Raw genomic sequence first — 12847 nt, 5'->3', positions numbered from 1 at the left:
TTGATTGTGGATTTGTTTGCAATTTAGGCATGATTTATAAAAGTTATGCACAAGCTGTGGGTAAGCTGATAAAAATACGGTTGTAAATAGTTATTTTATTCAAACGCCGCATTTTTATAAAAATGACTTCGTAACACCTTGATTAAAAGCATTTGTTGAAAATTTTATTTTCAATCTAATTTAGGCTTAAGTGTAAAGTGTTTGCTGTATCGCAGGTTATGTGGAACAATCAATAAAAATCGACTTACAAATGAGGCACTAAGGTGATTGATGCCGAAGGTTTTCGTGCCAATGTCGGAATTGTAATTTGCAATAATCAGGGACAAGTATTTTGGGCTCGTCGCTATGGTCAGCACTCTTGGCAATTTCCCCAAGGTGGTGTTGATGACGGTGAAACAGCAGAGCAAACCATGTACAGAGAATTACACGAAGAAGTGGGCTTGCTTCCTGAAGACGTTGAGATCGTCGCAAGTTCTAAACATTGGTTACGCTATAAATTACCCAAACGTTTAATTCGCAGAGACTCAAGTCCTGTGTGTATTGGGCAAAAGCAAAAATGGTTTTTACTGAAACTTCGTTGTAAAGATGAAGATGTAAATTTACTTAAAACTCATCACCCCGAGTTTGATGATTGGCGATGGGTGAGTTATTGGTATCCGGTTAGGCAAGTTGTTTCGTTTAAGCGCGATGTATATCGTCGAGTAATGAAAGAGTTTGCTCCGTTTGCAATGCCGTTTAATAAACGAGAGCAACAAAAAGATCATTGGCGACAAAAACGATAAGGCCTGCCTTATCTAAATCAAAGGAGCAGCATCATGTTAGCCACGCTCAGGTCAATTGCTGAGGCAGTGTCGCAACAGGCGGACTTAAACAGTGCGCTGGGGTGTTTTGTGCAAATGGTAAAAGATGCCATGCAAACACAGTGCTGCTCGATTTATTTTGCCGATTACAGCCAAGACAACTTTGTATTGATGGCCACCCAAGGCCTAAACCCAGATGCAGTGGGTAAGTTTCGTATAGGCTTTACCGAAGGCCTCGTTGGTCTTGTTGCTCAGCGTGAAGAGCCCATTAATATTGCTTTTGCAAAGTCACACCCTCGTTTTAAACTTTCACCTGAAGTTAATGAAGAAGGCTACAACGCGTTTTTGTCAGTGCCAGTTGTGCACCAGAAAAAGGTTCTAGGGGTTATTGTTGTTCAACAAAAACTAGCCCGTGTGTTTAGCCCTGACGAAGAGTCATTCTTAATTACGCTTTCAGCTCAGCTAGCTTCTCAGTTAGCTCATGCAGAAATAAAAGAAATATTACGCGTCGATGAGTTTTCCCACCAAACCTCTGTACTAAAAGGGGTATCAAGTGCGCCAGGTATTGCCATAGGCGAGGCCTTTGTGGTGATCCCTAAACTCGACTTCAATTCGATTGAATTACAAAAAGATGACGATGTAGGCACACAGCGAAAACTATTTACACAAGCAGTTGCTGCAACGCGTAATGAGTTTAATACCTTATCGATGACGCTGAGCGACTCTATTCCACAAGAAGCGCTCGCGGTTTTTGATGTTTATCAGCAGTTGCTCGATGCCAAAAGTCTTGGTCAAAATGTTGAAGCACAATTACAGCAAGGCTGGAACGCTAAAAGTGCCTTGAAAATTGTTATTGAGAAATTGGTGACTCAATTCAATGCCATGCAAGACCCTTACATCAAAGAACGTGCTGTTGATGTTAAAGACATTGGGTTGCGTGTCTTACACCATTTAGTGAATACCGAGCATGCGGCAAAGCCTTACCCTAAAGACACGATTTTAATTGCCGGTACATTAACCCCTGCCATGCTCGCTGAAGTGCCAAAAGGGCACCTTGCTGGGGTAGTGAGTGTTAATGGTGCGGCTAATAGCCATGCTTCTATATTAACGCGTGCTATGGGGATCCCAGCAATTTGGGGTATTGAAGATGTGCCGTTATTGCAGTTTGAAGGTAAGCCGATGATCTTAGACGCCTATTCAGGACGTTTATATATCTCGCCTTCGCAAATGCTGCAAGAGGAATACACTCAGCTTAAATTTCAAGAAGCATTATTGAACGACCGTTTTGTGGCAGAGCAAAACCTCGATGCAGTTACCAAAGATGGTGAACACATTAGTTTGTTACTTAATGCGGGCCTTGAATTAAATACTGAGCATGATAATAAGCCATTTTGCGATGGGGTTGGTTTGTATCGCACCGAAGCCTGGTTTATGCAAAAAGGCCAGTTTCCTTCACAATCAGAACAAGAAAAGTGGTATCGCGAAGTGCTAACGAGTTATCACCCTAATCCTGTGGTGATGCGTACACTTGATATAGGTGGCGATAAGGTTTTAGATTACTTCAATATAACGGAAGAAAATCCATTTTTAGGTTGGCGTGGTATTCGTGTGACCTTAGACCATCCTGAGCTATTTTTAGATCAACTCAAAGCAATGCTTAAAGCCAATATTGGTCTAGGTAATTTAAAAATTATGTTGCCAATGATCAGTGGCTCAGAGGAAGTAGATGAATCGTTAAAACTACTCGAACAAGCCTATTTTGAGTTAAGTGAGCAATACCCCGAACAGGCAATAGAACGCCCAGAAATCGGGGTGATGTTAGAAGTTCCTTCGAGTGTATTTATGCTTGAAGAGTGGTCGCAAAAAGTCGATTTTTGCTCTGTGGGTAGCAACGATTTAACTCAGTATATGCTGGCTGTTGACCGTTCAAATGCCCGTGTTGCTGAGCTATTTAACCCTTATCACCCAAGTGTTCTTAGAGTGCTGTTAAAAATAGCACAAGAGTGTCAGCAATATGAGCTGCCATTTAGCTTGTGTGGCGAGTTAGGCGGCGACCCAGAAGGAGCACTATTGCTTATTGCGATGGGGTATCGAAGCTTGAGTATGAACTATGCTTCGATTAGTAAAATTAAGTTTGTGCTTAGGCGACTAAATGTCAGTGATATGGAAAAGTTACTTGCAGAATGCTTATTACAACCAACGGCAAAACATGTACTTAGGTTGACACGTAACTTTATGATCGAACATCAACTCGGTGAATTATTTTACACCCCAAGCCAAGGTCAATCATGAGGGAAAATTGTGCTGTGAAGCACCTATACCCAAGCCACCTCAAGATGCAGAATTCAGCGTTTCACAGGTGCTTAATATCAAGGCGTTACTTTGCAAGAATGGCAGTCCCTTTTAAGAAGTAACAACGATGAGAGTAAGTGCCTGTGAAACGCCCAAAGGGTTGGTTTAAAAGCGATTTATACTGCGTTATTGCTTTTAACAATAGAACCACTATTACTTGCAATCAATGCCTTGCCTAAATCGCTTTTAATTCCAACTGAAACTCGCATCTTGAGGTGGTTTGGGTATATATATTAGTTTAGTATATGTATATAACAAATTGAATATATGAGTGTGCTATGCATGACGTAATACTTTTAATGGTGTACTGCGCAATTTTGGGCAGTGTGGTTGGCTTTTTAGCCGGATTATTAGGCATTGGTGGTGGTCTTATCATCGTGCCGGTACTTAGTGCGCTATTAGTGTCGTTTAATGTTGCCGATCCAAGCCATGTATTAGTCATTGCGATAGCAACCTCGTTAGCATCCATTATTTTTACCTCGACTTCTTCAGCCCTTGCTCATCATCGCAATGCTAACGTGCCATGGGAAATTGCCCCGTGGGTTATGACTGGTGTTGGCCTTGGGGCCTTAATCAGTGGTTTTGCGGCAAGCTTTATCCCAGAGCAGCTACTGCGCTTTGTTTTTGCCGGTAGCGTGGTGTTTATCGCACTCAGAATGGTGCTATCGACACGTAAAAAAGCAGCCAGTGAAAAGCCGCTGCCATCAGGACCAATTCTTGGCTTTTTATGTGCCATAATGGGGGCACTGTCAGGGTTAATTGGTATTGGTGGTGGAGCACTCATTGTGCCGCTACTGCATTATTTTTCTTTTGACATTAAAAAGGCCATTGGTTGTGCTGCTGCATGTGGTATTGTCATTGCGCTGTTCGGCTCGGTGGGTTATGTGTCTGCTGGCTGGCAATTAACATCTTTCAGTGATGGATTTGTCGGATTTGTGTATTTACCTGCGTTAGTAGGGATTGTGGTTACCTCGTCGCTCATTGCGCCAATAGGTGCCAAAGCCACGCACTATTTGCCTGTGGCAACAATAAAAAAAGTATTCGCGCTATTACTTGTCATAATTGCGCTTAAAATGGTGTTTAGTTAAAGGTTTTTATTTTTATGGCTCTTCAATTTCCAGATATCGATCCGGTTATTTTTTCGGTAGGCCCGCTCAGCGTACGTTGGTACGGTTTAATGTATTTAATTGGTTTTGCTTTGGCGCTATGGCTTGCTAATCGTCAAGCAGAAAAACCAAATTCAGGTTGGACAAAAGAACAAGTCAGTGACTTGCTCTTTTACGGCATGCTCGGGGTGATACTCGGTGGTCGTATTGGCTATGTATTGTTTTATCAGTTTAGTTACTTTATTGAAAACCCATTGTATTTGTTCAGAATTGACCAAGGTGGTATGTCGTTCCATGGTGGTACGCTAGGTGTAATCACCGCTATTGTGGTTTTTGCTTGGACACGTAAAAAATCATTACTTGAAGTGGGTGATTTTGTTGTGCCACTCGTGCCACTAGGCTTATTAGCAGGTCGCATTGGTAATTTTATTAATGGCGAACTATGGGGCCGAGTGACTGATGTGCCTTGGGCGTTTATCTTCCCATCAGGTGGTCCAGAGCCGCGCCATCCTTCACAATTATACGAAGCCTTTTTAGAAGGACTAGTGCTGTTTTTAATCTTACAATGGTTTATCAAAAAGCCACGTCCAGCGGGCAGTGTTGCAGGTGTGTTCTTACTCGGTTATGGCGTATTCAGATTTACCGTAGAATACTTCCGTGAGCCAGATGCCCATTTAGGTTTATTTGCAGGCATAATTTCAATGGGGCAAATACTGTCATTGCCGATGGTAATTGGTGGCCTTGGTTTGTTAATATGGGCCTATAAAAAGCCGCAACACAGCGTGGCAAGCAAAGTATAACAAGAGCAAATCAATGAAACAGTATTTAGATTTATGTCAGCGCATTGTTGACGAAGGTGTGTGGGTTGAGAACAAGCGCACAGGAACCAAATGTTTAACCGTTATAAATGCCGATCTTGAGTATGATGTGGCAAATAACAAGTTTCCGCTCATCACCACGCGTAAGAGCTTTTACAAAGCGGCGATAGCGGAACTACTAGGTTACTTACGTGGTTACGACAGCGCTGCACAGTTTCGTGATATCGGCTGCATGACTTGGAATGCAAACGCAAACGAAAACAAAGCTTGGCTTGAAAACCCTCATCGTCGTGGTGAAGATGATATGGGCCGTGTATATGGTGTGCAAGGCCGCAGTTGGCAACGCCCGGATGGCAGTCATCTTGATCAGTTAAAAAAGGTCATTGATAACTTATCTAAAGGCATTGATGACCGCGGTGAAATTGTGACTTTTTACAATCCGGGTGAGTTTGAACTAGGTTGTTTACGTCCTTGTATGCATACACACACCTTTTCATTACTGGGTGATACTTTATACTTAACATCATACCAACGTAGCTGCGATGTGCCGTTAGGCTTAAACTTTAATCAAATTCAATGTTTTGTGTTACTTGCACTGGTTGCACAAATCACCGGGCACAAACCGGGTAAGGCGTATCATAAAATAGCGAATGCACATATTTATGAAAACCAACTTGAGTTGATGCGTGATGTACAACTTAAGCGTGAGCCTTTCGCGTCGCCAGAATTAAAAATAAACCCAAATATTAAATCACTAGAAGACATTGAAACCTGGGTTACAAAAGACGATTTTGAAGTAGTCGGTTATCAGTGTCACGATGCAATTAAGTATCCGTTTTCAGTGTAACAACAATAAAATTTAAGGAGAAATCAATGAAAGCAGTGATCCCAGTTGCTGGTCTTGGCACGCGCATGTTACCTGCGACTAAAGCAATCCCTAAAGAAATGCTTCCTATTGTTGACCGACCGCTGATCCAGTACGTAGTAAATGAAGCAATTTCAGCAGGAATTAAAGAAATTGTTTTAGTAACACACTCAAGTAAAAACTCAATTGAAAACCACTTTGATACCAGTTTTGAGCTAGAAGCAACACTAGAAAAGCGTGTAAAGCGTCAATTACTTGCAGAAGTGCAATCAATTTGCCCGAAAGATGTAACGATTATTCATGTTCGTCAAGGTGAAGCAAAAGGCCTTGGCCATGCTATCAACTGTGCAGCACCTATCATTGGTGATGAGCCATTTGTTGTTATTTTACCTGATGTGATTATTGATGATGTGGCAAGCGACCTTAAAAAAGATAATTTAGCTGAAATGATCCAGCGTTTTGAAAACACCGGTGAGAGCCAGATTATGGTTGAACCTGTACCACAAAGCGAAGTGGATAAATTTGGTGTCGTTGATTTAGGTGATGTAAAAATTAATCAAGGTGAGAGCGCAGCTATTTTAAACATGGTTGAAAAGCCTCCTGTTGATCAAGCTCCATCAAATCTAGCTGTTGTGGGTCGTTATGTACTGAGCAAAAATATTTGGCCATTACTTGCAAAAACCCCAGCAGGCGCTGGCGACGAAATCCAATTAACTGATGCCATTGCTATGCTAATGGAAAAAGAAATAGTTGATGCCTACTCAATGAAAGGCAAAAGCCATGACTGCGGCAGCAAAATTGGTTATTTAAAAGCTATTGTGGAATTTGCACTACGCCGTGATGAATTCAAAGACGAGCTTACAGACTTCATAAAGTCGCTGGTTAAATAATCAATTCTAATTACCTAGTTGAAAATCATGTAAAAAAAGTGTCTATATGGCACTTTTTTGTTATTTACATGATCCCCACAATTGTCGATTATTACCCAATAAAGGATTTTTCTGATATACCTAGCTCTTAACGCATTGTTAAGATTAAAGATCAGTGAGATGCTTATATATCCCTGTAGGATAGTTAAACTTAGCTATACTTATAAAAATACCTAGTAAAAACGGATTTTTATTGCTTTAGGTTGTCTAATATGAAAACTTAAGTAGTAGGGTGTCATTAAGTTTTTATTGCAGTTAGTTAAGCACTGTACTGAAAATATTATAATAACAAATAATGTGTTAGAGTTTTCTTATGCAACGTCTCAAATGATGTTTATGGCTTTTGTATAGGCAAGTGCTAACAGATAGACTTCTTTAAAAAGAAGCAAATTTTTAATGGTACGTTTAAGAATCCTACTTATGAAATATTGCTCAAAACCTTTGCGTTACAGTATATGCCTATTGGTGTTATTGACTGTGTCTGGTTGCAGTAATAAGGCACTTCCAAATATCTCCTTTAACACGCTTTCTGTTTTCAATATTTTTCAGTACCTAAGTAATAATAAGGTAATGCAAAACTCATTCTTATTGGCACAAACCCAAAATGAACCTGTCAGCACAATGCTTGATCAATCAGACACGTCGCAAGCATTGTCAAACGACTCTTCAGACGTTGTGAAACCCGATTATGCATTTGCTCTTCAGTTAGCGTCGGTCAATTCGGAGCAAGGCCTTGCTTCAACATTTAAAAAAATGGCTAAACGAGCACCCAGTATTTTTCAGGGAAAACCGATACTCAATGTCGAAGTCGCAGATGTAAATGAACATACCTATTATCGACTTAAATTTGGTGGCTATAAATATTTGAAGAATGCCAAAGCTGACTGTGAAGCGATTAAGCGACAAGGCATTGATTGCTGGGTTAGCAACTACACTGACAACCGAATTTATTTTTAGCGTCAAATATTCGCGCTAAAGGTGGCATTTTTATTGCTAACATTTAAGTCTGTTTTTTAGAATTGACTTCACCATGCATTTTTCTATTTTTTCTAAATATCTATTGATAACCATCAGCTTAACTGCTTTAACAGCATGTATGATGAGCCAAGAGCAAACCCAGCCAGCTTATACTGAGCAGCAAGTACAGCAATTTGCTGCCGAGTGGCAAAACCAACAGCCGAGCATTGAGCGCCTTTCAGCCATGGAAAAAGACCTTGCGTTGTTAATCGAAGTGCTGTCAGCCAATAGTGATTTAACTGCACAACCATCACAATTTGAGCCGAAAAATGATGTGATTCTTCATCAAAGTGAACAAACACAAGCGAAGCAAGCATCATCAACTGACTCACTTGAGGGGATTATTGCAGCAAATAAAGCCGCTGAAGCGGGCGTGCAATTAGGTTTATATTTAACGCCGAAAAAAGTTAGTTATCAGGTCTTAAAGCTCAAACGTGATTATCCTGCTGCTTTAAATGGCCTTGATTTTCGTTTTAAAACACGAGAGCAAAAAGGCGTAACCTTGTATGGATTAAGGGCTGGGCCATTTGAAAATTATACTCAGGCGACAGCATTTTGTGAGATAGCGAAAAGAATGGGGCAAACCTGTGTGACGGCACCATTTATTGGGCAGATACTATAACCGCTTATTTAACAACAGAAGGGAATTGACCCTTCTGATAAACCATTCGACCCTTCAAAAAATTAGCTACATCAGCCTACACAATTAAATCATTGTCTGAATGCAACGCTAGCTTATTGGTATTTTAGAAGTGACGTGTTCTTATTACCACGCTTCGGCTTTTCATAATAATCCCATCAACAACAATACTTAGGCATAATTATTGCTTTGTACTTACTAAGTTTAGTGAGGATGGCAATTATGCGCCTGTTATTTTATTCAGTTTTTTTAGTGTTGGTGGGTTGTAGCTTAACTGAAGAGCCACAAAAAACGCCCCCTAGAGAAACCCCAAAATCGCCAATGGCACCTTATACGGTGCATCAATACGTTGCTGATCTAAGTAGTCAGCTGAGCCGTATTCAAGGCCCTTACAAAGGCAATGCACGTATTGCTGTGACCAGTTTTTATATGGCTGATGGCTTAGGCACTGATTTAGCAGTAGATCAGGGCAGTGGCTTGAGTCAGCAAATTCAAGAAAGTTTATTAACGCAATTTACTCAGCTTGGTTTTCATACCATAGAGTATCGATTAGAAAATACTTTAAATTTGCAGCAATCGGCCGATAGTGTACTTAGTCGTGATGTAAATACTTTGCGTCAACGTCAGAATATTGACTTTGTTATTACCGGCACACTAACGCGGCAACAACATGCCTACATAGTAAATGCCCGATTAGTGAATACCAAAGATCTGCGAATAGTATCAGCAGCAAGCACTGAGATCCCTATCAATGTGATGTGGGGCGCTGAGAAAGTTCAGCAACGTGATGGCCAGTTGTATCGAAGCGAATATTAAGAGGAACTCATTTAATGAAACGTTTAATTTTAACTTTATGTTTGCCGTTTGGCTTTGGTTGCTCGTCAATGTTAACTGGTGATGCAACACAACACGAAAATGATCCTCAGTTAGCTGCGCAAAGAGAAGTTGCCGCGCCGCATAGTAATGACAGTGTGTTTCAAACCAATCAGGCGGTGATGAATAACAGCACCTTTACAGCAGCCCCAACACGTAAGAATATCAATCACTATGTGCGTGGCATCATGCAAGATTTAGTTGAAAACTTGCAATATGTTAGCGATAACACGCCGGTTGCTGTTTCAAGCTTTGTGTACCTTGATGCAGATTACAACTCAACAAATTTGCTAGGTAATCAAATTGCCGAAAGTTTTATTCATGAACTTCACGCGTTTGGTGTGCCTGTCATTGATTTTAAAACCACTGATTATATGCGTGTTACGCCAAGTGGTGATTATGTTTTCAGTCGTGATTATTTAGAGCTAAGCCAAGATCAAAACTTTAACTATGTATTGGCGGGTACTTTGGTTAACCATCAAAGTGGTGTGCTCGTGAATGCGCGTATTGTTGGCTTAGCAAGTAAAGCGGTTGTTGGGTCGGCGCAAGGTTTTATCCCACAGTCAGTGGTTGATGCCCTTGATAGTACTAATCGAAGTGATGGCATTACACTAAAACAAGCAAGTGAGTAAGCTATGAAAGGTTTTATCTTCGCATCGTTAACACTCGCACTTTCTGGCTGCCAATTGCTGCCAGAGCAATCAGCAGAGCCGCAAAATACAGCTCAACATGCACCGGCATCAGCAAGCACTCAAGTCGATTACGTTGCTATGCTGCAAGCGCTTGAACAAAAAGATATGCAGCAGGATAACGCTAACCATCGCCTGTTTGTGCCTTATCAACATCATAAAACCGTTGTTAATTATGTCGAGCAAATGGCGCTTGAGTTAGTGGATACCATGCAACAAGAAAGCGAATTAGGTATTGCCATTACCACTTTTGTTGATTTAGATGCGAGCTTAAAAACCAGCTCTCAGCTTGGTAACCAACTTGCCGAATCAATGATGTATCAGCTGCAAAAGTTTGGCTTTGGCGTTGTGGATTTTAAAGCGATGGATGTCATCACTGTAACCTCTCATGGTGATTTTGTGATGTCGCGTGATGTAGAAGAGTTAGCTGAGCGTCGCATGGCTAGCCATGTACTTACAGGCACGCTGATATACCGCCCAAATGGTGTTGAAGTGAATGCTCGAGTAATTAATTTAAACTCAAAGTTGGTTATTGCCAGCGCACAAAAAGTGATCCCATATTTTGTGCTAAAACATGAGTCAATCCAATCAGCAACAGCTCGCGTTAACTAACCTCATCATTTTGCCAATCGGCTTACTCACAAGTCGATTGGTTTATTCTCTTGATTACCAAAGCCTTAGACCGTTATAATTTTAGCTACAAGTTACAAGTTACAAGTTACAAGTTACAAGTTACAAGTTACAAGTTACAAGTTACAAGCTACAAGCTACAAGCTTTACCTCAGCTTTTGAGTGGCCTCTTAGTTAAATGGATATAACGGCCCCCTCCTAAGGGGCAGTTACAGGTTCGATTCCTGTAGGGGCTACCAAATCTCACTTTTTGAATATCATCTCTAATAATTTCACCAAAAATATAATTCCTAATGACAAAGTAATAGTCAAAATATTTAAAGTCTATCAATGTAGACTTTAATAGAGATACTGTAATTATTCATATATAAAGTCTATTTTATTGGACTTTATTGTGGCTTTTTAAGTATTAAAACTGTAAAAGTCTTTTAAGGTAGACTTTATTTGATTTTATGGTGTAGGTTGAAATTAAAGTCTGATAGATTAGACTTTAATAGAAACATTGTTCAAATTGAGATTGTGATGGCAAAGAAAGTTAAAGCGAGTAAATCCCCAGATTTAAGTAGGGCGTTCACACCTTCTTTGCTTGGTGATGTTATTAAAGCGAAGAGAACACAAAGCAATATCACGCAAACTGAGGCAGCATTACTTTCAGGTATATCAAAGCAGACATACATAAATATTGAACAAGGTAGTGCTGATGTAAAAGTGGCCTCGTTAATGAAAGTTGTTTCGGCATTAGGCGTAAAGATATCAATTGAGCCATGGCAAAGTGATAGCGCAGCTAACTCATCTCTGGAGGATGAGAATGACGTCTGGGTTTGATAGATATACGCTCGATATTATTTATAGCCAAAAGCTGGTTGGTAAATTACATCTTTCTAGAGAAAGCGACAATTTATCATTGAATTATCAACAAGAGTGGGTGGATGAGGGCTTTCCAATATCTCCTCACCTACCTTTTGGGCATGACATACCTTCTGTCAATATCAGACGTTTTTTACAAAACTTACTACCCGAAAATAGGGGACTAGATTATTTAATAGATTACTTAGGGGTATCACGGACGAATGTATTTGCTCAGATCGGTGGAATTGGTAAAGATACCTCTGGGGCTATGATGTTTTTACCTGAAGGTGCTTTAAACGATAAAGTAAAAAGTAACTTTGTCGGTATTAGTGATGCTGAACTGATCAAAAGGTTATCTGATCCTCAACTTTGGCATTTGGAAGTCTGGGACGGCAAACCAAGATTGTCAGTAGCGGGTGTTCAATCAAAATTAAATGTCTTGTCAGTTGATGGTAAGTTAGGTTTTGGTGAAGGAAACCTTTGTTCTACCCATATTATTAAGTTTGAAAAGAATAATCAGCAACATCTTGTTATAAATGAATTTGTAACAATGAAACTTGCAAAACTGGCTGGGCTAAGTGTTGCAGAGGTTGAACTTAAATATTTTGATCACCACCCAGCATTACTTGTAGAAAGATTCGATAGAAAATTGTTTAGCCCGGAAAGTGTAAAGCGCAGGCATATGATTGATGCATGCCAAGCTTGTAATCTAGGGGTCGATAAAAAATACGAAAGAAATTTAGGTAAGCAGCGAGATGTTCGTCACATTCGCGATGGCGCAAGCTTTGAAAAATTGTTTGCGCTATCTGAACTCTGCGAAAACCCAATAGCGGCAAAAATTGAAATTTTAAAGTGGGCGTTATTTAATCTTTGTATCTACAACTCAGATGCACATGGCAAAAACTTTAGCTTTTTTGTGCAAAAATCAGGTCTAATCCCAGCGCCATTTTATGATTTAGTAAACGTTAAAATGTATCCAGAGTTTGAACAGGATCTGGCTATGAGTATAGGAGATGAGTTTGACCCTGATGCAATTAATGCCTATCAGTTAGTTGACTTTGTAGATGAAAATGGAATTTCAAAAAAGCTACTACAAAGCCATCTAACTAAAATTGCGACAAATATTAAAAATAATTTACAACAGGCAATATCGCTTGTTGATAGCCCTTCAGAATCACAAGTGTCATATTTAAAGCATTACTTTGATATAGTTAATGCTCGTTGTGATCATTTTCTTGAGCAGGCAAATGTAATGCCTGATATAGAGCTATAAACTAAA

General features: G+C 40.1%; 13 protein-coding genes and 1 tRNA gene. All 14 read left to right on the top strand.

Annotated elements, in window-relative coordinates:
* The first annotated feature begins 263 nt into the window (after positions 1-263).
* Positions 264-782 (top strand): RNA pyrophosphohydrolase, encoded by a 519-nt coding sequence (gene rppH, locus P4S60_RS12455; protein WP_063706472.1) that lies wholly within the window; start codon positions 264-266, stop codon positions 780-782.
* A gap of 33 nt (positions 783-815) precedes the next feature.
* Positions 816-3092 (top strand): phosphoenolpyruvate--protein phosphotransferase, encoded by a 2277-nt coding sequence (gene ptsP, locus P4S60_RS12450; RefSeq protein WP_105175269.1) that lies wholly within the window; start codon positions 816-818, stop codon positions 3090-3092.
* 338 nt (positions 3093-3430) lie between these two features.
* Positions 3431-4240, top strand: coding sequence for a sulfite exporter TauE/SafE family protein (locus tag P4S60_RS12445; protein WP_337116141.1), 810 nt, complete (start codon positions 3431-3433; stop codon positions 4238-4240).
* 14 nt (positions 4241-4254) lie between these two features.
* Positions 4255-5058 (top strand): prolipoprotein diacylglyceryl transferase, encoded by an 804-nt coding sequence (gene lgt, locus P4S60_RS12440; protein WP_337116140.1) that lies wholly within the window; start codon positions 4255-4257, stop codon positions 5056-5058.
* A 13-nt stretch (positions 5059-5071) separates the two neighbouring features.
* Positions 5072-5923 (top strand): thymidylate synthase, encoded by an 852-nt coding sequence (locus tag P4S60_RS12435; protein WP_054562236.1) that lies wholly within the window; start codon positions 5072-5074, stop codon positions 5921-5923.
* A 26-nt stretch (positions 5924-5949) separates the two neighbouring features.
* Positions 5950-6831 (top strand): UTP--glucose-1-phosphate uridylyltransferase GalU, encoded by an 882-nt coding sequence (galU, locus tag P4S60_RS12430; protein WP_105175267.1) that lies wholly within the window; start codon positions 5950-5952, stop codon positions 6829-6831.
* A 609-nt stretch (positions 6832-7440) separates the two neighbouring features.
* Positions 7441-7827, top strand: coding sequence for an SPOR domain-containing protein (locus P4S60_RS12425; RefSeq protein WP_337116139.1), 387 nt, complete (start codon positions 7441-7443; stop codon positions 7825-7827).
* 73 nt (positions 7828-7900) lie between these two features.
* Positions 7901-8509 carry an SPOR domain-containing protein gene (locus P4S60_RS12420; RefSeq protein WP_337116138.1) on the top strand — a complete coding sequence of 203 codons (609 nt, stop codon included), beginning with the start codon at positions 7901-7903 and terminating at the stop codon, positions 8507-8509.
* A 240-nt stretch (positions 8510-8749) separates the two neighbouring features.
* Positions 8750-9343, top strand: a complete 594-nt coding sequence (locus tag P4S60_RS12415) for a FlgO family outer membrane protein (protein ID WP_337116137.1) — start codon at positions 8750-8752, stop codon at positions 9341-9343.
* 14 nt (positions 9344-9357) lie between these two features.
* Complete coding sequence (locus P4S60_RS12410) at positions 9358-10032, top strand: FlgO family outer membrane protein (RefSeq protein ID WP_054562231.1); 675 nt, start codon at positions 9358-9360, stop codon at positions 10030-10032.
* Positions 10033-10035: 3 nt separating this feature from the next.
* Entirely contained in the window at positions 10036-10701 is a 666-nt protein-coding gene (locus P4S60_RS12405) for a FlgO family outer membrane protein (protein WP_337116136.1), read from the top strand.
* A gap of 182 nt (positions 10702-10883) precedes the next feature.
* Positions 10884-10958 (top strand) — tRNA-Arg (locus tag P4S60_RS12400).
* A gap of 283 nt (positions 10959-11241) precedes the next feature.
* On the top strand, positions 11242-11544 hold the full coding sequence (locus P4S60_RS12395; RefSeq protein ID WP_337116135.1) for a helix-turn-helix domain-containing protein: 303 nt from the start codon (positions 11242-11244) through the stop codon (positions 11542-11544).
* Positions 11528-12841, top strand: coding sequence for a HipA domain-containing protein (locus P4S60_RS12390; RefSeq protein ID WP_337116134.1), 1314 nt, complete (start codon positions 11528-11530; stop codon positions 12839-12841). Before P4S60_RS12395 ends, P4S60_RS12390 begins: the two co-directional genes overlap by 17 nt.
* Positions 12842-12847: the final 6 nt, after the last annotated feature.

Source organism: Pseudoalteromonas sp. Hal040 (assembly GCF_037162425.1).
GTDB lineage: Bacteria > Pseudomonadota > Gammaproteobacteria > Enterobacterales > Alteromonadaceae > Pseudoalteromonas > Pseudoalteromonas gelatinilytica.
The sequence above is the reverse complement of the archived record's forward strand: the minus strand, read 5'-3'. Positions and strand labels throughout refer to the sequence as shown.